Genomic DNA, 24506 nt, shown 5'->3' with positions numbered 1-24506 from the left:
ATTAACCGAAAAATCCTTTTTTATGCTCACCAGTCATGGCTTCACGGAAAGCTTCAAGGGCCTTCTTCTGTTCTTTTGTTAACTTCTTTGGCACATCAACAAACAATGTCACAATATGATCTCCATTGTTGTTATTATTGCGCATGTGCGGTGCACCCTTACCACGCAAACGGAAATTAGTCTCCGTTGCCGTTCCGGCTGGTACCTTAAGCTTTACATCACCATGGACAGTTTTAACAGCAATTTCGCCACCCAATGTTGCGGTTGTAAAATCAACACCCATGCGTGAATATACTGTCGCACCTTCACGTTCAAATCCATCTTTAGATGGTGCAACATGGAATACAACAAACAAATCACCGTATGGGCCACCGTTAAATCCTGCTTCACCTTGACCAGACAAACGCATCTGTTGGCCATTCTCAACACCTGCGGGAACAGTAACTTTTAACTCTTTACTTTCTTGTTTACCATTATCTGTAGAACGCGTATATGAAATAGTTGTTTCTTTTCCAAACACCGCTTCTTCAAAGGTTAAGTTCATACGATACTGTAAGTCTTGCCCCTTACGTGGACGATTTGGATCTTGGAAACCGCCACCAAACATTTGACTAAAAATATCGCCAAGATCAGAGAAGTCCCCATATTGAGCGCCACCGCCACCAAAACCACCAAAGCCGCCGAAACCGCCTTGACCACCTGGTTGACCATCGGTCGCACCGTATTGATCATACATTGCACGTTTTTGTTCATCACCTAATGTATCGTAGGCTTCTTGAACTTCTTTATACTTTTCCTCAGCACCTGCTTCATGGTTAATATCCGGGTGATATTTCTTAGATAGCTTACGGTAAGCTTTCTTAATTTCATCTTGTGAGGCATTTTTATCAACACCTAAACGCTCATATAATTCAGTATTATTCATGAGGCAAGTCCTCCTAAAATTTAAATATGTATCGCCTTGTGAGCTGCTATTCTCACAAAGGCGTACGGTCTGTAACGTAGGGGTGTTCAGATCGTTAGTTTAGTTTACTTTTTGTCGTCATCTGAGACATCTTCAAAGTCACCATCAACAGTATTGTCATCGCCTGACTTACCGTCTTGAGCAGCTCCGTCCTTGCCTTCTTCTGGTTGTGCTTGTTGATACAACTTAACGGCCAATTCTTGAGAAACCTTTTCCAAAGCTTCCTTCTTTGCCTTCATATCTTCTAAGTTATCAGCTTCTTTAGCTGCCTTCAAATCAGCAACACCATCTTCTACTGGCTTCTTTTCGTCAGCTGGTAGCTTGTCACCAACTTCTTCCAACGTCTTTTCTGATTGGAAGATCAATTGGTCAACTTCGTTACGCAAGTCTGCTTCGTCCTTACGCTTCTTATCAGCTTCCTCATTTGCCTTCGCGTCATTCATCATACGCTCAATTTCTTCATCTGACAATGATCCTGAGCTTTGAATTGTAATCTTTTGCTCTTTGTTTGTACCTAAGTCCTTAGCAGAAACAGACACAATACCATTACGATCAATATCAAACTTAACTTCGATTTGTGGTACACCACGAGGTGCAGCAGGAATATCAGCTAATTGGAAACGTCCCAGTGTCTTGTTGTCAGCTGCCATTGAACGCTCACCTTGCAAGACATGGATATCAACAGCTGGTTGGTTATCGGCTGCTGTTGAGAAGGTCTGTGACTTTGATGTTGGAATCGTTGTATTACGATCAATCAACTTTGTGAAGACACCACCCATTGTTTCAATACCAAGTGATAATGGTGTAACATCAAGCAAAACAACGTCCTTAACATCACCAGTAATCACACCACCTTGAACAGCTGCACCAAGTGCAACCGCTTCGTCAGGGTTAATTGAGTGATCTGGTTCCTTACCTGTCAATTCCTTAACAGATTCTTGAACAGCTGGAATACGAGTTGAACCACCGTTCAAAATAACCTTATCAATATCACCCATTGAAAGACCAGCATCCTTCAAAGCACTACGAACAGGACCTTCGGCACGCTTTACTAGGTCTGCTGTCAATTGGTTAAATTGCGCACGAGACAATGTTGTTTGCAAGTGCAATGGACCTTCATTAGTAGCTGTGATAAATGGCAAATCAATTTGAGCTTCAGTGGCTGATGACAAAGTCTTCTTTGCAGTTTCAGCAGCATCCTTCAAACGTTGTAATGCTAATTTATCATTCTTTAGGTCAATGCCGTGTTCCTTCTTGAAGCCATCAGCTAACCAATCGATGATCTTTTGGTCAAAGTCGTCACCACCAAGGTGTGTATCACCATTAGTTGATAGTACCTCAAACACACCATCACCTAACTCAAGAACAGAAACATCAAATGTTCCACCACCCAAGTCATAAACCAAAATCTTTTGATCTTGATCAAGCTTATCTAGACCATATGCCAATGATGAAGCAGTTGGCTCGTTAACAATACGTTCTACTTGCAAGCCAGCAATTTTACCAGCATCCTTAGTTGCTTGACGTTGCGCATCATTAAAGTATGCGGGAACAGTGATAACAGCCTTGTCAACTGTCTCACCTAAGTAATCTTCAGCATACTTCTTGATATATTGTAGAATCATTGCTGAAATTTCTTGTGGTGTATAATCTTTGCCATCAACAGTTACCTTGTAACCAGCTTCACCCATGTGTGACTTGATTGACAAAATTGTATCTGGATTTGTAATTGCTTGACGCTTTGCTGTATCACCAACTTGTGTTTCACCATTCTTAAATGAAACAGCTGATGGTGTCGTACGACCACCGTTTGGGTTAGTGATAATCTTTGGAGATCCACCTTCCATAACAGCAACAGCAGAATTTGTAGTTCCTAAATCAATTCCAATGATCTTTGACATAATAATTTACCTCTTATTGATCAGATTTTTTATATATTATTTAATGATTAGTTGTTTAGTTATAAACAGCTACCATCGCTGGTCGAATTACTCGATCAGCTAAGACATAACCCTTTTGAAGAACCGTTGCAATCGTATCTGCAGGATGATCATCATCCGCAGGTACTGATTGAATTGCTTGGTGGAAGTTCGGGTCAAATGTTTCGCCAGTTTCACCAACTGCCTTAACATCATGTTCTTCAAGTGCTGAAATCAGTGTTTTATAAACCATTTCAACACCAGTCTTAATTTGCTTTGCTGCACCATCTTCAGCATCTACTTGTAGTGCGCGTTCCAAGTTATCTACCGCTGGTAGAATTGAAGCTGCTAATTTTTGGTTTGCAAATTTAACAGCTTGAACTTGTTCTTTAGCATATCGAGACTGCATGTTTTGCATCTCAGCTTCTGCACGTAAATATTTGTCCTCAGCTTCGGCAACTTTGTCCTTTAGGTCAGAAATTTGATCTGCTTCTGTTTCTTGCTCAGGCTTTTCTGCCTCACTAGATTTAGCTTCAGTGTCAACATCCGCTTCTTCACTGACAACCTCAATTTCTTCTTCAGGGGTTTGCTTCTCTTCTGACATGTTAACACCTCTTTTCTAACTATCGATAATACTCCAGTAACTGTTGCGATAAAGCACTGCGGAACGCATCAACCAAACTCACCATGTCAGCATAACGCATAGATGTTGGACCCAAAATAGCAATTGCGCCAACGCCATACTGTGCTACACGATATGTGGCTGATACTAGACTATATGGTGACAATAAATCATTACCATTTTCATCACCGATTTGTACAATCACTCCATCATTAGCAGTTCCAACAACACGTCTCATATCTTGTGCTGAGTCAAGCAACTGATATAGTTGCTTGACATCTTGCAAGCTTGAATCAACAGTAAAGTCAAGAACATTTAAATAACCGCCAATAAATACGTTATCATGAATCGATCGCGCTAATACGTCACCAAACAGTTGTAAAAACGCAACCGGTGTACGGATAGTTCGTTCCATTTGCCAAGGCAAATCACCTGTTAGTGTCCTTAATACTTCAATAATTGGTTGGTTAACTAATGTTCTATTAATATAATCAACCATATCATCAAGATATCGAACAGACGTTCCTTCTGGCAATCTAAAACTTTGACTGGTAACTTGTCCATCATTAGTTACAATAATGGCCATTATTTGCTGACCATTTATTGGTACTAGGCGGAAACCCGAAAGCCGAATATCAGCTGATTCAGGTTTTAGAGCAACAACCGTATAGCCTGTCAGACTCGCTAATTCATCTACCATCGTTTGCATCAAATCGTCAATCTCCTGAAAGTTACGATTAAACACACGTTCTAATGATTGTTGAACAACTTTTGATAAATGATGTTGATGCATTAATTCATCAACATAATAGCGATAGCCCCGTTGTGAAGGCACGCGACCCGATGAAGTGTGCTCTTTTTGTAGCAAGCCCAATTCCTCTAGTAGTGCCATCTCATTTCGCACAGTTGCTGAACTGACTGTCAAATCTAATTCACCTAATAGCGTTTTAGATCCAACAGCTTTGCCGGTTTTTGCGTAATCGCGAATTATTGTGGCTAATATTAGCCGCTGTCTGTCCGTTAACATACGCGCCACCTTCCTTAGCACTCTCAACTACTTCGTGCTAACAGTTATTATAGTACACGCCTGAAGTTAACTTGTCAACACCTTTTAGCACTCTTTATTATTAAGTGCTAATTTTAATTGGACTTGCCAACAATGACATTACCAGAATAGCCAAAACCAACCTTAGTAACACTGTTATTTAACAACCAATCATGATGTCCTCGAGTTCCTTTTGGCAACATATTTGTTTCATTAAACCAAGCCATGATAACATTATTTCCTTTCTGCCACCCAATACCTATCACCTCGTTTGGTGTACGCCAGTGATTTGCAGGAATACCAGTCTTATTTGTGAGACTTGCCCTATTTTGTGCCAATTGTGCGAGTTGATTATCCCATACCAGTGGGTGACGTCCATACATTTTTCGTATCTTATTTAATTCAGCAAAAGTAATATCTTCCACAATTCGTTGATCAATTTTTTTATGTCCGATACCTTGATTATCAAAATACCAGTCAACATTATTAATGTTCCTTGTTTGATTTTCGACTTTTAAGAAGGTCACTGGATCAAAATAGTAATTATCGCCTGCCCAGTATTGTAACCCGCTTTGAACGATTCCTAGTTCATTAATTAAATACCATTTACCCCATTGTGACAAAATATAATCTCGTTTTTTTCGCAAATCATTTGTATCAATATTAAAGAAATAATAGTTGCTATCAATTTTTTGAACGCCACTCACAATAACACCATTTATATCAGCATAATATTGCTTGCCGTTTATATTGAGCCAAGTATTTTTGCGCAAAAAATGCGTACCATCATCGCCAAAATAATATTTTTTACCGGAAATTAATTGAAACCCAGAGACAGCAATACCATTCTTATCAAAATAATAAGTATTACCCCATTGATTCCTAAACACATCGTCCGACCTTAACCCTGTTTTGGGATCAAAATAATAATAATTTTCTTGCCATTTTTGGATTTCAATTTGCTTGCTTCCATCCTTAAACAGGAACCACTGCTGACCATCATTTAAATAGCCATTTGCCAATACATTATCCTTATAGAAACGCTGATTAATATAGCCGTTCTTATTATCTGCACAAATTTGAGTCATCGAAATTTCTTGATACGTAACACTTATGGCAACAGTAATAATTGTTATTGGTAACCATTTCTTTATTTGGATCATCTTCTTCTCCTGTATTAACTGTCATTAATTGAGCTATATACAAGGACGTTATTTGCCATTATTTGTCCACGATTTTTTAAATTATTTTTCAAACACCACTGATTTATTAATTGGATCAAAATAATAGTTCGTATGACCAATCTTTTGCCAATCTGTCAGTAAAATATTGTTTTTAGCATACTGCCGATAACCTTGTTCATTTGTTTGCCAACCATTTGATACAAAAATCCGCTGCTTTTTTAAAACAATTGGCTGAGTAGTTTTATTTTGAATCATAAAATTTATAATCGTTGTACTCATTCTTCTATAAGTCATGTATTTCGGATGAACACCGTCATTCAGTGAAGAATAGCCAATAAAAAATCCTGCCTGTTGCCAACTTAAAACTGGTATGCCAAAGCTCTGGTAAACTTCTGTCAATGCCGCTCGCATCTCTTGCAGCTGATATTGCCTTTTTTTCGTTTTTAAATATGATTCAAAAGGCAAAATACCTATGATTACTACATTAGAATTATTTGACTTTAGTCGGATAATATTCGCTTGTAGTCGCTGTTGAATGTAACCAATATTGTTATCACTATAATTTAAATCGTTTATACCTAATGACAATAACAAAATATCTACAGATTTAAATTGCGAATTCAAAATAATTTGTGAGACATTATTGGTCAAATCGACCGTACCCTGATTTCGATTACCGCTAATTTGTGCACCAGAAAATGAATATCGATTATTTATTACCTTTGGCCGTAATGCTTGTGATATTAATTTTGGGCAATTGTTTTTTAGTAATTTTGTACCATCCCAGCCCACCATTAATGAGTCACCCACGATCCAAATTTTTTTGTTTTTAAAGTAAAGCATTTGTGACAAGTTCAAACATCCTTTTTGCCCACACAATCTACTTAAATCATTTTTCTTTACTATTTCATCCCCACAAAGAAGTCGCTCTCTTGCTAACACGCTGTGGCGACCAGTGCAAACTGTTAGTACACACATTCCAAGCGCTAAAATCAACTTTATTCCTAACATCTAAATTACCTCAATATATTTATCATTTCTATGATAATAGCGATACTTGATATTTTTAAAAATATTATTGAACGTAAAAAAAACGTCTCATACTTGTTTGGCATTAAGACCTAACAAGTATGAGACGCTTTAAATATAGTGAAAATTTAGATTTGGCATATATGACAACTACCAATTTAGCCAAGTACTTATTTTTTCCTCTTCAGGGATAACAAATTAAAAATCAATAATCCAATCCATGAAAACACACTTAACCAAATTGAGAACAGTTGAACAGGTGTTTTGATATAGCGTACGTCAATTTGATTAATCCCCTTTTTTATAGGTATCGTTATCAAATTTTGTTTTGTATAACCACCATCAACCTTTGTGTCATTAACGTAAGTTACAAATCCTGGATAATAGATATTTGGCAAAATTAATTTTTCATACGCGTATTGTGCTTTAATTTGATAATGAATAACATTATATCCTGTTGACCATTCTAATTGTTTGACTTGCTTTTTAGGATTCATCACATTAATATCATGCTTCAACAACTTATCTTTTAAACCAACAGATTTACTTGGCAAATAATCATAGACGTTATTGTTTAAAGTACTTTTTTGAAAATCACGCCAACTAGTCTCGTAAACTGAATCATTGACCTGACTGTGTTTGATATTAAAATTCAAGCTCGTACCAGCAAGAATTCCAATCACACAAAATAAACTAATAATTATTTTTTTATTTTGCATGCCATGAACTAATTCTGTAATGGCACTTGCTCCTAATAAAGCAGCAAGAAAAGTAGCAAAATATAAGAAACGACCCACAAATTGGATAAAACTTAAATACTTATCAAGTGGTGTCCATGGAAAAACGGTTGATGCCATTAATATAGAAATAATTAGCATGACCGAAAAATACTTATATGGTGCCTTAAATTTTTGCCAATAGATAGCAATGCATACAACTAGAATTAAACCTGAAATTCCTAAACTATATGATGCTAATTTATCTGTAATAAATAGATTAATTAATGGATATGCTGTCTTTGATAGCATCAGCTTCGTTACTGCTATACTTTTTACAAATAATAGATTTTGAATTAACGGGAATAGAAAAAAAGCTGTCAGACCAATTGTTAATATACCTGCGTAGATTAACCGTAAAAAGCGTTTTACTTTGGTTTGAATTGATTCAGATGCTGTAAATGTCACTAAGAAACTTAACAATAGTAAAAGAAGCGAGACGCTTGCATCCGGTAAATCGCTAAAAATTAGTCCCGTAACACCAAGTGATAATATCCACCACTTTCGATAATCTGCAATTGCAATTTGATAAATACCATAAAAAGCAATGGGAATAAAAATAAAAGCAAATGAGCCACCAAAACTACGATAAAACAAGTTAATTGTGAGCGTAAAATGACCTAATCCATACAAAATACTGCTAAGTAAAGCAGTGTAATGATTACTTGATAATTTTAGAGTGCATACATACATTGATGCAAATGTTAGAAAGAATATTAGTCCAACAAAAGCTAAATAAGCACCATAGGCATTACCAATAATTAATTGCAAAAAGGCCTCGGGTAACATAACGAATATCGGATAAAATATATTTTGCGGGTACCCAAACGATCCAAATGTTTTTGTCATAATACTTGGATTTATTTGGGTGATATGCCCTGCTTTTAGATTTAAATAACTTTCAGCAACACGTGAAATATGAAACCTACCATCCCAACCCGGCATATGTTGATACGCAGGTCCATGTAAATATGGTAAAACAAGCAAAAAGCTCAACAAAACAAATAATAATAAACTAAAAAAATTGGGATATCGATTAATTGTTGATTTTATTTTTGAAATCATGGGTTCTATTATTCCTTTTTGAATGTAATTAGCTAGATTTAAATACTCAAAATAAAAAGGTTGCTAACGTAACATTAACAACCTCCATTATAGACACTTCTGCACAACTATCAGTGACTAACTTTTTTGTTTTTAGCAAATTCAACCTTTGGACGGAAGAACCACCCAGTTACAGTTCCTTTAACAATCATTTTCAAACGCAAGCGCATATTAGGTTTGTGATTTAAGAATACTCTAAAAATTTCATATAGAACCTTTAGATGTGTTCTCAAATACAATAGCAAACCTCTTTGTCGGCTAAAGTACATTTGATTTCTAAAGGCATAGAAATAACGAGGTACACGATTAATTGTGTCCAAAGAAACATTAGATGCAATATTGTTTGCCATCTTATGAATAACTCGAGATGTTGGAACCATATATCCTGGTAGTACTCGCGCAGAACGCTCAGTATACTCAATGTCATCGCCCCAAATAAAGAATTCGGTAATTGGCAAACCAATATTTGCGACAACTTCTCGACTAAACATAACTGACACAAAAGTTGCATTCCGCAGTGGTTCTAATTCAGTCGCATGTAATGAAATTTTATGGAACCTACTCTTTGGAGATGGTAGATTCATTTGTGCTCGTGAATTGTCTGTCCAACGAACATCAGATGCCAAGAAGCCAAATTGATTATTAATCTTCTTCGCTGCATTTACCAACTCAGTTAAGGCTGTTGGTGTTGGCACTGTGTCATCATCCATCAACCAGACGTAGTCATCAGTCGTTTCTTCCATGAAGTAACGAACACCTTTATTAAAGCCACCAGATCCACCAATATTGTCTTTTAAGCGAACGTATCGAATCGCGTCACCCAAACTTGTTAGATACTCTTGAGTATCCTCTTTACTATTATTATCAACAACGATGATATTATCTACCTTCGTCTCAGAATTTTGTAAGGCTTCAATGACCTCTTTTAACATTGGTAGCCGATTATACGTTACCACAACCGCACTCACAGTCATATTAGATAGTCTCCCAACTATTAACTATTTTTATAAATGAACATATATAACATGTTCATATACACTTATACATTTGCGACCTAAAAGTATGCTTAGATTATTTCACTTTTTTAGCAACATAGATTGGTCGCTTTTTTACTTCTAAATAAATATTTGAAATATATCGACCAACAATACCAATACTCAAAAGTTGAACACCACCCAATGCTAGAATAATAACCACCATTGATGGCCAACCAAAGACCGAAGTATCTGGATATAAAATGGCACGAATAAATACAACTAATGCACCAATTAACGCCAAAACAAAGGCAATGCTACCAAGAACAGAAACTAGTAACAGTGGTGCTCGTGAAAAGTCAATAAATCCTTCAATTGAATATCTAAATAGACCCCAGAAAGACCATGATGTCTTACCAGCAACCCGATCTTGATTTTTATAATCTAAATACTTTTGCTTAAATCCAACCCAAGAAAAAATACCTTTTGAGAAACGATTATATTCTTGCATACTCAAAATGGCATCAACCATTTGTCGGCTCATTACTCGGAAGTCACGGGCTCCTTCAACAATATGCGTATCAGACATTGAATTAATTAATTTATAAAACAAATTTGAGAACCATGAACGAATGACCGGCTCACCTTCACGGCTGGTACGACGAGCACCCACCGCATCCCATTCACCAGACGACACGCCAGCCAACATTTCAGGCAACATTGAAGGCGGATCCTGAAGATCAACATCCATTACTGCAACATATTCACCCGTTGCGTGTTCAAGCCCTGCATATAATGCTGACTCTTTACCAAAATTACGAGAAAATGATACTGTGTGGACATGATTATCCTTCTCAATCAACTTTTCCACAACGTCCATTGTATTATCCGAAGATCCGTCATCAATGAACCAATATTCTAATTCATAATCGGCAAAATTTTTATGTTCCTCTTCTATTGCATCATAAAATAAATTTACAGTGTCTTGCTCATTAAAGACCGGTACAATCAAAGATAATTTAGCCATTTCTTCCCCTTTTTGAAATCTTACTGCATTCTATTATAGCAAAATTCCAATCATTTCCTATCCTTTAAAATTTTTTTTACAAAACCGATACTTTCCATTACAAGCTTAGCGCGTAATAAGAAAATAATTGCAAAATAAATAACTGCACCAACAACAATACATAGTACTGTACCACTAGGATTTGCTTGTAGCTTCATTGTCATTGGAAGAATAACAGCAAACATAATTAACCCAGCAACCATATATTTCCATGTACCAGAAAATAGTTTACCGATTGATAGATCATGACGGACAACAATTAACTGATAAAGCGTCACCGCACCCTCTGAAAGTACCGTTGCAACCGCTGCACCATAGAGACTCCAAAGTGGAATAGTAATAAAGTTAAGTACAATATTTATGATTGCTCCAATCGTTACGGACATCGTATAATCCTTTGTCCGACTGATTGGCATTAAATACTGTGTTCCCAGGACATTGCTCCACGCAATTAAAACAATAATTGGTGACAAAATTGAGATTGTCCATCCAGCAGGCAAGAAAGGAAGTCCCATATACCAAATCGACATTTTGGGTCCCAGTGCCATCATACCAAACATTAATGGTACTGATAGAGCGGTCACAAAATCCATTGATTTATAAATGGCTTTGTTCACCGCTAAAATATTACCCTTTACAAAGTAATTTGCCACACGCGGTAGCATAACTGTTCCCAAAGCAGTAACCAATGCCAAAGACACTTTAATGATTTTATCTGCATTTTCATAAAATGCAGATAATCCGATTGAGTTTGTTTGGAATAGTGGCAACATTGTTTTATTCAATTGTAAATAAATCTGTGTCGCAATGGTAGGCATAAACAAGCCTAACGTTGGCAGAACATGTCGCTTGAACTGCAATGTTCGCAATTTAGGCAGTTTAACCTGCCCTGGAATATAAAACCACATGGTGATGTTACCAACCACCTGCGTCAAGGCTAACAGCAAAATATAGTTATTAACATCTGCTGGTGATTTAACAACCAAGAATATCAGAATAACCATCGCAATCTTTACTAAGGAATTACGAATAACTGTTTTCTTAAAATCCTCAAGTCCCATAAAATACCATGAGATGTCTAACAATCCTGAGACAATTACCCAGGTTTGCAAATAAAGTTGATGCGTGTTTTGACTAAATTCGCTCGAAACTTGGCGCATAAAAAACACAAAAATAACATAGGAGATAATTGCAATTACACTGACAAACGTGTGTAAGAGCTGAATTTCCCAAAAACGTTTGTTACGCAAGTCAATGTCATCACGGACATAAGCGATCTCTCGTTGACCATAGAGTGTAATTCCTAAAGTCGCAAACAAAAGAAAATAACTAACAATTGAATTAGTCCAAGCTTGAACACCCATACCTTCTGCACCCAATACATGTGACAAATAGGTCATGGTAATCAAAGGCGCTAAAACAACTAATAGCTGATAAAACACATTGTATAAATAATTTTTGACAACTTGCATGGTTCCATCCTCTGCTTGTAATCATTAATTTTGATTACGGAATAATTTTATTTAAGACTGGTACTCTTTTTAGTATAAGTATGATAATGAGACAAATAAGCCAGACAATCAATGGTAACCCCAACAAATGGAATAGTGAATCTGGTTTGATATGTAGAAAATGAGTAACTATTTGTATGATAAATTCATGGACAACATACACACCAAGTGAAGCGCCAGAAATACGTTTTAACCACTGTCCTGTTTTAGGATTTGGTTGCCAAGTTTTGGGGAATCGATGTTGGAAAAACAGCCAAATTCCCAAAGGCAAGATGAATCCACCGATTGAAAATATATTATAAACTTCACGCGCAGTTTCACCGTGACTAATAGAAAGAAATACTGTCAATAAAAACATAAATCCCACGCTCAAAAACGACAACCCGTATACCCAATGTCTCTGCCGCTCTGTTTGCTTAAAGTTATGTAGATACCAACCTACAAAAAATATACCCATTCCCATGCTCAACGCTAAAGGAATATTTGATATAAGCTGACTAAATGGTCGATGCAATAAACTATACCCATAGTTTATGATGCCAGTTCCAATTATATACAGCAAAATAATATATTCAACGACTTTCTTATTTTCTTTAGTTGCTAAAATCGATAAAAAAGGCATTGCGATATATACCGGAATTATATAATAAAAAAACCAAAAGACCGGTTGAATATGATCTTGTTCGATGCCATTAATCAAACCTGACAGTGACCAATCTGGTATTCCCAAAATAAAATGATTTCAAGCATACCAAATGATTGACCAAACCAGAAATGGCACTAGCACACGTGCCCCTCTTTTTTTCAAAAAAGTTTTGGTATCATATCGCTCGCGATAGTTGAGCAAATTTGCTCCCGATATCATAAAAAATATTGGAACTGCCCATATAAAAATTACTTGAATAAATACACCTAAATACCAATTGGGATCATTTGGCATAAAATGAAAGGCATATTCAGATGTATGAAGCCATATTACTGCAAAAGTGGCCACAATATTTAAAATATCCAAATAATAATAGTGTTGTTCACTTATGTTAACTGGATTACTCATGTCACTCCTGTTATTGTATCTAAACTTATTATGAAAAAATGAGGCACAATACACTAAAGAGTGATTGCGCCTCGATTATCTATTAATCTATCAAAAATTAATGTTCTTCATCATGTGCGAAGTTAAAATCTGATGGAATATCAAACTCTTTACGTACTGTATTAAAGGCAGCATTGAACACTTGATCCATATCATAATAGCGATATTGTCCTAAGCGACCACCAAAAATAAATTGTTCTTTATGTTTGCGTGCTTCCTTTGCGTATTCCTTATACAGATTTGTATTCTTTTCATCATTAACAGGATAATATGCTTCTTTTGAGCGATCCCATTCTTGTGGGTATTCTTTTGTAATGATGGTAACACCATCATCTGACAAGCCATCAAAATGCTTCCATTCCATAACACGTGTGTATGGTGTTTCAGCATCAGTATAGTTAATCACAGAATTACCTTGATAATTTTCAGTCTGCTTTAATTCAGATTCAAAGCGAACTGAGCGATATTCTAGTTCACCAAACTTGTAATCAAAGAATTGGTCAATCATTCCCGTGTAAACAATACGAGAGAACTCTGCGATATACTCGTCCTTGTGAGCAAAGAAATCTTCATTGACACGAACATCAATCAAATCATTGTCCAACATCTTCTCAAAGATTTGCGTATAACCACCAACCGGAATTCCTTGATAACGGTGATTAAAGTAATTATTATCGTAAATAAAACGAACTGGCAATCGTTTAATGATAAATGAAGGCAATTCAGTTGCCTTACGTCCCCATTGCTTTTCAGTATAGCCCTTCACCAATTTTTGATAAATATCAGTACCAATCAGTGAAATTGCTTGTTCTTCCAAATTACGTGGTTCGCGATCGCCTAATTCAGATAAGGCTGCTTGCTTTTGTTCTTCAATCTTAGCCTTGGCCTCAGCGGGTGTTTTGGTACCCCACATTTCGTAAAATGTGTTCATGTTGAATGGTAAATTATAAAGTTCACCCTTGTAGTTCGCTACCACTTGGTTTTGGTAACCATTAAACTCGGCAAATTGATTGATGTATTCCCAAACTTCTTTATTGTCCGTATGGAAAATATGAGCACCATAATCATGGACAGTGATACCATGGTCAGTATGTGTATACGTATTTCCGGCAATGTGTGAACGCTTTTCGATGATAAGTGAACGCTTACCACGTTTAGCCGCCTCATAGGCAAAAATAGCTCCGAATGGACCGGCCCCAACAACTAAGTAATCATAATTTTTATCATTTAAAGTCATTTATTATTTTCCTCTACATATCTATAAAAAAATATCCTGAACTTACTTTACCATAAATCCAGGATATTGTGTTTTAAAAGTGAACCTTCTTATTTGTATTTTTAAAAAATTTACGCTTTAAAAATTGTGTACCCTTATCAAGCCAATTCGTTTTTTCAGTAGTTACCAAAGGAAAATCTTGGAATGTTTTATGATTCGTATACAGCCAGGTATCCATTAAACGTTCTGACAAGAAACCAAATACACGACGATCTTGGCCTTCATACGATTCATAAGGAATCCGTTGTGCGACTTGGTTCAAAACGCCAAACATAAAATCAGTATATGACTGAAAGTCTGCCTGTTTCATGATTGCCATATTAAACAAATGTGCCTTCTTACTTTGACCCATTTGTTGAAATGCTGACAAATACTCAGGAAAACTTTCTTTAATAACATCCTGCATCATAAAATAAGGTTCATTTTTATGTGCATTTAAGTAATGATTCTCCTGTGATTCAATGTAATAATTACGTTGCTTTGGCAACAATACATCTACTTTCTCTAAAGCATCATAGATTTGCTCTTGACTAAGAATATCAGCCAAATTATGACTTGATTTCGTACCGAAATAGCGGCGATAGTGAGCAAGTCCCACTATATCTTCATCTCTCAAATTATACTTTGCCCAATATAATGCTGTCAGTTCATTAAAAAATGGATTCAAAGACGAAATATTTTCACCTTGATCATCTCGTAGATATCCTACCGGTACCTCATCACGTAACGCAGACCCAACCATAATCGGTTGATATCCTGAAATTTCAGGTATTTGATATGGTTTATGGGTTGCAATTAAAATCTTCATTATTCTGACTCCTTTGCAAACACATCATTTTCAGCGATATGAATAACACGCCAGTAAAAGAACAGCATTAATAGAATTGGCCATGACACAACATTCGATGGCGTTACTGAACTAACGACAGCAACAGTGATAATTGTCATATAAAACGCCTTAATTGAGACGCGATAGAACATACTACGCTGATCAAATTTACCAGATAACTCTTTTAAAACTACTAAAGAACGCTTAACTAGGCCAAACAATAGCCAAATAAATATCAAGAAAAATACAAGGCCATATCTTGCTAACCAACCAAAGGTATCGTTCAAAATTGGATAAGCTTGATGTTGATAGACCTGCATATACTCGAAATTATTTTTTGACCAAGCAGGTAAGTTATCAACAATATATTGTCCCTCATAACCATAGCCAACACCAAATAGTGGATGTTGTATCCATGTTCTAATTAGGGCAATTGTTCCACCAAGTCGGTTGTCAGTACCACCTTTTTGGAAAATCCAAGTATTCAATAAATTATGAACACTTGGCACAGTGATATATGTCAAGGCTACCCCAATTACTGCGATTATTCCCAGAAAAAATAAGCTAATTTTTTGCTTTTTGGGTGCTGCTAACCAATACACTAGTGCAAGAATACCAATTAGTAGGAATCCCGTTGTTGTCTTTGCTAACAACAATACACCTAAACTGGCAGCACCTAATATAATTGCTATCCAGTATATCCAACGATTTTTAAATGCTCTCAATGGTTCTTGTATCAACATAAGTAGGAATGGGCTGAATGCTATACCAACTAATAATGCCAAGTATGCTGCTTCTGGCTCAAATCCATTAACACGCATCGAAGTTGTGACATAACTACCGTTGTCATAAAAGTTACGATTTTCCCAATGACGTTCGAACAAATGAGCGATTGGGTTTATCCAATGTGTTAATGATGTGAAGCCAAAAAGATAAAGTATCTGCGGCAAAACAATTACGCCAAGGTAAACAGCCATTGTAATGACGACAGATTTCATAAACTTTATTGCATCGTCATAACTACGAATAAGCATTTTTTGAATCGTATATGCCATCCAAATTGACAGTATGACTTGAATAAACATTAATAAACCATGTAATAAGCCATATACTCGCGTAGTTGCCCCTACCACGAATGATTCATAGGTCATTAAAATCAGTTGTACAACAACAAATACACCCCAGATACGCAAAGTCGACGTTTTTGGTAAAACATCTTCCAATTGTTTAGGTTGTAAATACAGTTTCACTAATATAAATAGACCGAATACAACAACAGCAATTTGAGAAAATAAATCAAAGAAAAAGAATGTATATGTTTTTGGCAAAATCGCAAAAGGCATTAACCAATTAACCATATTTCACTCCTTTTTATGCTTTCGTTGTTTTAAAATTTTTGAAAATACCAGTAAAGAACGCTAATACAATTCCCAAGGCAACTCCTGCAACCAAGCCAAATGCAGCTGACTTTTTAGGAGATCCCGAAACAATTGAGTCAGCACGTGCCTTTTTAGCGGCAGACATTAACTCAGGCTGTGGCATATTTGAAATTAGCTTAGGGCCATTCACAGCAAATGAGTCTGTATAAGCATTAACCATTTTGACTGCTTGATTTCCCTTTTTAATACCATGTACTTGAGCATCTATTAACAATGTACTATCAGGTGTCGATAAGCTAATTGCCTGACGTAATTCATTTGCGGTCACTTTAACGTGTTGTTTCTTTAATTGCTTGACAGCAGGCTCAATAATCTGACGATCCTTACCGATTGAGCGGTATGTCTTTAACATCCAAGAATTTCCCATGATACGTGAATTTGGATCTTTGACATCGCTATCACTTTTACCAACATACATATTTCGTGAAGCACTATAACTAGTAACGGCTGGTTGTTTGTTCATGACATACATGGCACCACCGCCGATAATCCCTAATACGATAATCCACCAAGCATTCCGTAACATGTGCTTAATCAAATCAGTTATAGTAAATTGATTGTCCATTTTCACTATTTCCTCTTAGTATAAAATTTCTGACTATAACATCGTCAGTTAAACGCGAAAACTCGCTACATTTCAGTATACATGAGATGTAGCGAGTTTGATAGTTATGTCACATTTTTTTAACTTTCTTTACATTGCACCTTTTCCTTTAAAAACTGCAATAACTGTCATAAATAAAATTTTAAAATCAAACCATAAATCAGCTTGATCGACATAGCCAATTTCTAATTGGGCACGTTCTGGATATTGAATTTCACTACGACCACTTGCCTGCCAAAGCCCCATTGCACCTGGTTTAACTGATAAGAATTTATCAACATCCTGACCATATTCTACCAATTCCTTTTCAACCACTGGTCGTGGCCCAACAATGCTCATTTCACCCTTAAGAATGTTAATGAATTGTGGTAACTCATCAATCGAAGTTTTACGTAGAAATGCACCAAATTTTGTGATTCTAGGATCCTCTTCAGTTGGCAATTTGTATCCGTTTTCGACAAATTTTGCATAAAGTGCTTTATTAGCGTATAGCTTTTCTTCAGCACCGACAACCATTGACCGAAATTTGTAAATACCAAACTCACGATGGTTTTGACCAATTCGTTTTTGTTGATAAAAAATAGGACCACGATTATCACCAAAAAAATAAAACAGTGAAACAACCAAAAAGATTGGCGATAAAATAATCAATGCAAATAGTGAAACAGAAATATCTAAAAATCGTTTCGTAAATAAGTATCCGGTTTCTGACACCGCGAAACCTCCTTCTTGTTTGCTAATATTTTATAGATATTTTGCGTCAAATTCAGGATCTTGTGACGTCAAAATTTTGGGACCATCATCTGTTATGGCAATCACATGCTCATATTGTGCTGACCACGAACCATCTTCGGTTGTAACAGTCCAACCATCTTCTTTAGAGGTCTCTACTTTCCAACCACCAAGATTTACCATTGGTTCAATCGTAATTGTCATACCAGCCTTTAAGCGCAACCCATGTCCTGCTTTACCATAATGTGGTACTGCTGGTTCTTCGTGCATGGTTGGCTGAATCCCATGACCAATATATTCACGGACATTACCATAACCATTTTCATCAGTGACATATTTATCAATTGCTGCACCGATATCACCAATTCGGTTACCCACTTGAGCCTGGTCAATACCAATGTATAAGGCTTTCTTAGTTACTGCCATCAAACGCTTGACCTCATCTGACACATTACCAACAGCATATGACCATGCTGAATCTGAATAATAGCCATCCAAATCAACAACTGTATCAACTTTGACGATATCACCGTCTTTTAAAATTAATTTTTTACGTGGAAAAGCGTGTGCAACTTCGTTATTAACTGAAACCGTCGTCGCATACTCAAATCCTTCAAAACCGATTTGAGCCGCACGACCACCATGACTTTCAATGTATTGACGACTAAACTCTTCAATTTCCCAAGTTGAAAGGCCCGGTTTGATTAATTCACGTAGTCCTTTATGCATACCAGCGATAATTTCACCAGATTTTTTCATGCCTTCTATTTCACGTTGTGATTTAATTGTAATCATTTATGTTCTAACCTGCTTTTCTAAATTCAGTTTAACTAGTAACATTATACGCTTACTTTAACAATTCTTGGAAACTTTTCTTATTATCTATAAAAAATTGGCTATTTTCAATAAACACTGAAAATAGCCAATATTAGAAATATTAACGCAAATAGAACGTATCGTTATTACCAAAATAATAATGATGGTTATTTATCATTTGATGTCCTTGCACCGCACGACCGTCAGCTCCAACATAGTAGCGATAACCCCATGCTGTTTGCCACTGATTATTTTGACGGAAACCATTCGTAAACCAGTAGTATGCACCCATATAATATCGGAAGCCTGTGTATGGTTTGCCATCTTCAAACCATTGCCAACCCATACGAGACTGTATATAACCTTGCCAAGGAATAAGTATGCCTTGTGCATCAGCATAAAAGGTTTGGTTACCTACCTTAATCGATTGATTTGTTCGCAAAAAGTGTGTGCCATTATCACCAAAGTAATAGTTATTTTCACCAATTTGTTGAATACCTTGTACCGCACGTCCTTGGGCATCGACATAATAACGATAACCCCATGCTGTTTGCCATTGATTGTTTTGTCGAACACCATTTGTAAACCAATAATACGTTCCCATATAATGACGGAAACCTGTATATCGTCGACCTGCTTCAAACCAATACCAACCGGTTCCATCATTTAGATACCCTGCAGCTGGTTTACCTGCTGAATAAAAAATATGATCCACTGGTTCAGTTGCAGTCGTTGCAGTGCTTAGACCTTGTTGTAAGAATGGCGATCCGTAATCAATACTCACATCAAATAATCCTGGAACACCTGGAAAACTAGTTTTTGAATTCCATTGCCACGCACCATATTGCGTGTGCCATAAATTATTAGCAGTTGGTTGATATGGGTATGATGCCATCCAAATATTACGCAATCCAAATGTATTTGGATTCAATTTTGTCGCTGCGATATAGCTTGGCGAAGTGTATAGCATATATCGCTGATATCCATTAGCTGCTAAACGATCACGAAAGGCCAATGCATTCTGTGTGACATCCCCTTGCCTGGTCGCTGAATCTTCCAAATCATCAACTAGTACCGTATTGTTCGTTAACCCATATTTTTTAACAAATGTTGTAAAATAATCGGCTTCATTTATCGCACTAACAGGTGTCTGATATTTGGAATAATGATAGACCGCAATTCGAAGCCCAGCAGCTTGTGCACTGGCAATTTGTGCTTGTGCATTTGGATTAATGTAATATGTGCTATCAGTCAATTTAACAATAACACCTCTGACACCATGACTTTTCATATTGTCAAAATCAGCGGTGGTTAAACGACCGTTCCATGATGAAACATCCACAAAGTCCGTACGTGGTGTACCTGCTTGACCAACTGTAATACTCGGCACACCTGTCGCATAAACACGATGTACTAAAACAGCAATACTTAAAATACTAATTATTAAAACTAGTATTAATTGTTTAAAATAGTGCATCTAACCCTTACCTCATATTTATATGATTACACTTTTTGTAAGTGCCTAACCATATTACAATATTTGGTAACTGAAATAAGAACTGTTATTTTACGTTGGTAAAAAAATAAGTCAGACTATTGATTCAGTTGATTTTTAACATAGGTTGGAAAGTCAATCTGTTGTTTCTTAGCTGCTTGCCAATACTGGGCAATCGTTGCATCGTCTAGATTTGAAGAATCAACACCAGCTTCGTAAAGTTTAATACGCGCTTCCCGAATATTAACAACTTGAGAGTCACTGGTGTCTTGATCACTACTAGTAGTTGTTTCAGCCGAGCTAGTTTCCAATGTGAGACTCTTATCTCCGGATAACGATGTACTACTGACACTTGAACTCTGCGCATGCGATGAATGGGATGATTTCACACTCGATGTATGTGAAGAAGTCATCGTTGTGTGCTTATCTTCTGATCTATTAAACACAAAGAATAATGAAATAATCACAATCATGATAATAACACCCGATACGACCCAAAGAATATGTTTATGTTTCATCTTGATCACCCCTAATTAATCGCAAACGCAGGTGTTCCTGCATCCCAATCTTGTGGATCCTTTGATAACTTACTCAAAATGCCATCTACACTATTCCAGCCACTATAAAACTGGTGATTATAAGGATCAAAAATTTCTGTGTTACCTTGGTTATAGCCATAGCCAACTACCGCATGACCAATTCCAACATTCACGAAGAAGATAACTGGTTTACCTTGTTGTAAGGCTGATTTCACTGCGTTTGGTGTACCTAAGCTTTGAATACTATGTCCATACGCATTAATCATTGTCTTTAGATCTAGACCTGATGCACCATATGACTCATGGAAATGACTCACTTGGTTACCAACCTGACGTGGGGTGACATTGATACCGTACGTTCCTTTTAGAACCATTGCAGCACTAGTTGGCACACAGCCTGTTGCACCAAATGATCCGCCACTTAACCAGGTATTTGCCCAGCGTTTATCCCATTGTGAATAATAGTAAGGTTTTGCAGCTTTTTTTGGCATTTCACGTTCGTAAAATGTCCCATTCGTGCCAAAATTATGTTTCACACCATCAATCGTGACAATTCCTTGAACAGCTCGACCATCAGCACCGACATAATATCGGTGTCCCCAAGCCGTTTCCCATTGATTATTTTGGCGCACACCATTTTGGAACCAATAATATGAACCTTGATAATGACGGAAACCAGTGAATAATTGTTCATTTTCTATCCAGCGCCAACCTAACCCTGAAACATTGACATATCCGGAAGGTACTGCACGTTTATAAAATGTCCCATTTGTACCAAAGTTATAAATATGATTATTAATGACCTTCAACCCTTGGACGGCACGCCCATCAGCGCCAACATAATACTGGTGACCCCATGCTGTTTCCCATTGGTTATTTTGACGCACACCTTGTTGGAACCAGTAGTATGCACCCATGTAATAGCGAAAGCCTGAATAAAGTTGCCCATTCTCAAGCCAACGCCACCCAACACCAGGTACATTTAAGTAGCCTGATACATTATCCTGTCGTAAATAAAATGTCCCATTTGTGCCAAAATTATATCTTTTACCATTGATCCATTGTATGCCTTGAACGGCTCGGCCATCTGCGCCAACGTAATATTGATGGCCCCAAGCTGTCTCCCATTGGTTATTTTGACGCACACCATTTTGGAACCAATAATATGAACCTTGATACTTCCTAAACCCAGTATACGGTTGCCCATTCTCTAACCAATTCCACCCACCATTAGCGGAAGAAACATCTGGTGCATAGACATAACCTGATCGATGATCCACAGCAGATGCTGCTGTTGTTGTCCTATTACTAGATGTCCCTGGTACGTCCGTCGAATCAGCAGCACTTGATGATATAACGCTTGAACTACTCGTTATACTACTTGTACTTACTGAATTAGTTGTTAAAGAGGCCTGACTAGATTGTTCAGAACTCATTTCACTGGTTATTGTCTGAGATGATGTTGTTGCATCAGCAGACACGATTGTATAGCCCAGCTGTCCTCCTGCTAATAAACTCATTCCAAATATCATCGTTCGATATAAATTATTATGATTTTGCATGCCCATTGCCACCCCTAAATTTTATGAATTACACCTATAACTGTACCACTTTATAGCATCATGAATCTATTTTTTAGGTTAGAAAAAAGCGAGAAAGAAGAATTCTTTCTCGCTTGTCGCACAACAGTTGTGCTTATATAGTTTTACGCTTATCTCGTACACCAAAAATAATTAAACATACTCCAGTTGCTAGACTAATTATCCATGCAATATAGGTTGTTGCAGGTGTCTTTGCTCGAACTGTTAAACGATTAACTTGTGCAGCCGTCGTCTTAATAACTAGTTGCTTATTTTTATTTATTTTATACTGATACTGATGCTTATTTTGATCAGTAACTTCATACTTTAAACTTTTATATCCCACCATTGGGATGACCGTCGTTGTATTTTTTGCAAATTTAGCCCGATAAACCATACCATTCGGTACAGACGTTGCTTTTGTCTTTAATAATTTGTCATCTTGAACAATTTCTTTTTTCTGTAATGACTGATTAAAATCAACATTTTTAGGTAAATAATCAAATGCACCATAAGTTACCCAGTAACCCATCAAATTTTTAAAATCCTCATTGTGTACCTTAAAATTTGCCATTGGTGTATAGCTAACTGGGTGCTTGGCTGTTGATTTGTAATTTGTTTGAACAGCGAATGCGTTCACCCGATCCACAAAACCATATTTGACGTTAAACACGGCAACACCAAATGAAAATAGTGCTAATACCACGTAGATTGTATTTCGTAACCAATTTTTATTAATAACATGACGTACAGCCAAAATAGCACTCAAACTTAATAGGAAGATAGCAATAATAAACACCCGATGTGGAAATTGAATAACGCCTAGTTTCGTCCCATACAAGTATTTCCAAACATAACTCGTTCCACTAAAAATAACCCCAACAGACACAAGTGTCGCAACTTTTGTAAAACGATCCTGCTTACGCCAGGTAACTAATACACCAAAAATTGCTAAGAAAGCAATAATTCCCACCGTGTTGGTTTTAAAACGTGCATCTCCTGCAATTGCAAAGGTTGACTTAATAAATTCATGCCAATCCGGTGCTGCCCAAATAGATAATTCTGTTGCCGCTGGTGTAACCATTGTATTCCCCAACATGGCAATAATAAATGGTAGTAAAAATATCAGTGACAAAAGTACCGTAATAACTGCAGCAACTGATAAGTTCGCCAAAACATTCAGACGATTCTTTCTAAAAATCAATAAAAACAAAGTAAAAATTGCAGTATAGCCAACAACGATTGCAAATGACAAAACATGCGAAAGAATAATAAAGGTGAAACCAATGACTAACAACAAAATAGTTTTCTTATCTAATACCACCAAATTGTTTGCTGTTGTCTTCGTTAATCTAATTAATCCTAGTACAACTAAAGGCATAAATGACATTGCCCATACTTCACCAAACAGCCATTGCTGAATAACCTGTGAAAGTGTTGGCACAGCCATTGTATAAATGAAAGCTGCCGTTGTACTTTCTGTCAAAGATAACCCCAATTCTTTACTAACCCATTTTGCAATGCTGAATTGAGTCATTAATTGCACCCACATCAACACATACATGGCTGTAACTGGCGGGAAAATAAATTCCAATACTGCCCCAATGTACACAGGAAATGATGGATACATCGTTGGTACAATACTACCAATCTGATTAGCTGAAAATGTTGAAATAACTGGTATCAAATTTCCTTGTCTTAAATTATTATAGAATTCAACAATTCTATTCGCATGGAATTGTAAATCAGCACCAGCATATAAAAAGCCAAACCGACCAACATAGGCTAAGATGATCGCAAATACTAAGCCTGGAATAAGGTAGTAGCATCCCTTCTTTATTGCACTAGCATGCATTTTTCTAACTCCTTGATTGTTTTCTAATTTTTATTTCAAATTAAAGGGCGCTAT

20 protein-coding genes and 1 pseudogene are annotated in these 24506 nt (G+C 36.6%); all 21 read right to left on the bottom strand.

Annotated features, from left to right (window positions below; all coding sequences use genetic code 11):
* Window position 1: 1 nt before the first annotated feature.
* The 21 genes and pseudogenes from QRX23_RS04055 to QRX23_RS03955 all read right to left on the bottom strand — a co-directional run bounded on the left by QRX23_RS04055 (window position 2) and on the right by QRX23_RS03955 (window position 24452).
* A complete protein-coding gene (locus QRX23_RS04055) occupies window positions 2-925 on the bottom strand; it encodes a DnaJ C-terminal domain-containing protein (RefSeq protein ID WP_002827412.1) in 924 nt (307 codons plus the stop codon).
* Between the two features lie 104 nt (window positions 926-1029).
* The gene (dnaK, locus tag QRX23_RS04050; protein ID WP_002827414.1) at window positions 1030-2865 is read right to left on the bottom strand and encodes a molecular chaperone DnaK; all 1836 of its coding nucleotides are present in this window, start codon (window positions 2863-2865) and stop codon (window positions 1030-1032) included.
* A 55-nt stretch (window positions 2866-2920) separates the two neighbouring features.
* On the bottom strand, window positions 2921-3487 hold the full coding sequence (gene grpE, locus QRX23_RS04045; protein ID WP_002827417.1) for a nucleotide exchange factor GrpE: 567 nt from the start codon (window positions 3485-3487) through the stop codon (window positions 2921-2923).
* A 19-nt stretch (window positions 3488-3506) separates the two neighbouring features.
* Entirely contained in the window at window positions 3507-4532 is a 1026-nt protein-coding gene (gene hrcA, locus QRX23_RS04040) for a heat-inducible transcriptional repressor HrcA (RefSeq protein ID WP_002827420.1), read from the bottom strand.
* A gap of 113 nt (window positions 4533-4645) precedes the next feature.
* Window positions 4646-5713: a CAP domain-containing protein gene (locus QRX23_RS04035; RefSeq protein WP_330156012.1), complete on the bottom strand. Its 1068-nt coding sequence runs from the start codon at window positions 5711-5713 to the stop codon at window positions 4646-4648.
* 81 nt (window positions 5714-5794) lie between these two features.
* Window positions 5795-6745: an SGNH/GDSL hydrolase family protein gene (locus QRX23_RS04030; protein WP_330156011.1), complete on the bottom strand. Its 951-nt coding sequence runs from the start codon at window positions 6743-6745 to the stop codon at window positions 5795-5797.
* Window positions 6746-6933: 188 nt separating this feature from the next.
* A complete protein-coding gene (locus QRX23_RS04025) occupies window positions 6934-8604 on the bottom strand; it encodes a YfhO family protein (RefSeq protein ID WP_330156010.1) in 1671 nt (556 codons plus the stop codon).
* 110 nt (window positions 8605-8714) lie between these two features.
* On the bottom strand, window positions 8715-9617 hold the full coding sequence (locus QRX23_RS04020) for a glycosyltransferase family 2 protein (RefSeq protein ID WP_330156009.1): 903 nt from the start codon (window positions 9615-9617) through the stop codon (window positions 8715-8717).
* Window positions 9618-9714: 97 nt separating this feature from the next.
* Window positions 9715-10644, bottom strand: a complete 930-nt coding sequence (locus tag QRX23_RS04015; RefSeq protein ID WP_150190670.1) for a glycosyltransferase family 2 protein — start codon at window positions 10642-10644, stop codon at window positions 9715-9717.
* A gap of 50 nt (window positions 10645-10694) precedes the next feature.
* On the bottom strand, window positions 10695-12155 hold the full coding sequence (locus tag QRX23_RS04010; protein ID WP_330156008.1) for a flippase: 1461 nt from the start codon (window positions 12153-12155) through the stop codon (window positions 10695-10697).
* 34 nt (window positions 12156-12189) lie between these two features.
* Window positions 12190-13248: pseudogene (locus tag QRX23_RS04005) on the bottom strand (acyltransferase).
* A 97-nt stretch (window positions 13249-13345) separates the two neighbouring features.
* Window positions 13346-14524: a UDP-galactopyranose mutase gene (gene glf, locus QRX23_RS04000; RefSeq protein ID WP_330156007.1), complete on the bottom strand. Its 1179-nt coding sequence runs from the start codon at window positions 14522-14524 to the stop codon at window positions 13346-13348.
* 73 nt (window positions 14525-14597) lie between these two features.
* Window positions 14598-15371, bottom strand: coding sequence for a DUF4422 domain-containing protein (locus QRX23_RS03995; protein ID WP_330156006.1), 774 nt, complete (start codon window positions 15369-15371; stop codon window positions 14598-14600).
* Window positions 15371-16750: an O-antigen ligase family protein gene (locus QRX23_RS03990; RefSeq protein WP_330156005.1), complete on the bottom strand. Its 1380-nt coding sequence runs from the start codon at window positions 16748-16750 to the stop codon at window positions 15371-15373. Before QRX23_RS03990 ends, QRX23_RS03995 begins: the two co-directional genes overlap by 1 nt.
* Before the next feature lie 13 nt (window positions 16751-16763).
* Window positions 16764-17396: a YveK family protein gene (locus QRX23_RS03985; protein WP_140836944.1), complete on the bottom strand. Its 633-nt coding sequence runs from the start codon at window positions 17394-17396 to the stop codon at window positions 16764-16766.
* Window positions 17397-17525: 129 nt separating this feature from the next.
* Complete coding sequence (locus tag QRX23_RS03980; RefSeq protein WP_002827440.1) at window positions 17526-18149, bottom strand: sugar transferase; 624 nt, start codon at window positions 18147-18149, stop codon at window positions 17526-17528.
* Window positions 18150-18179: 30 nt separating this feature from the next.
* Window positions 18180-18962: a type I methionyl aminopeptidase gene (gene map / locus QRX23_RS03975; RefSeq protein ID WP_140836945.1), complete on the bottom strand. Its 783-nt coding sequence runs from the start codon at window positions 18960-18962 to the stop codon at window positions 18180-18182.
* A 142-nt stretch (window positions 18963-19104) separates the two neighbouring features.
* On the bottom strand, window positions 19105-20460 hold the full coding sequence (locus QRX23_RS03970) for a GH25 family lysozyme (RefSeq protein WP_330156004.1): 1356 nt from the start codon (window positions 20458-20460) through the stop codon (window positions 19105-19107).
* Between the two features lie 116 nt (window positions 20461-20576).
* A complete protein-coding gene (locus tag QRX23_RS03965; protein WP_330156003.1) occupies window positions 20577-20996 on the bottom strand; it encodes a hypothetical protein in 420 nt (139 codons plus the stop codon).
* 11 nt (window positions 20997-21007) lie between these two features.
* On the bottom strand, window positions 21008-22579 hold the full coding sequence (locus QRX23_RS03960) for a C39 family peptidase (RefSeq protein ID WP_330156002.1): 1572 nt from the start codon (window positions 22577-22579) through the stop codon (window positions 21008-21010).
* 133 nt (window positions 22580-22712) lie between these two features.
* Complete coding sequence (locus QRX23_RS03955; protein WP_330156001.1) at window positions 22713-24452, bottom strand: hypothetical protein; 1740 nt, start codon at window positions 24450-24452, stop codon at window positions 22713-22715.
* Between the last annotated feature and the right edge of the window lie 54 nt (window positions 24453-24506).

Source organism: Weissella paramesenteroides, from assembly GCF_036327715.1.
In the GTDB taxonomy this organism is placed as follows: Bacteria; Bacillota; Bacilli; order Lactobacillales; family Lactobacillaceae; genus Weissella; species Weissella paramesenteroides.
Note: the sequence above shows the minus strand (reverse complement) of the source record. Positions and strands in the feature narration are given on the sequence as shown.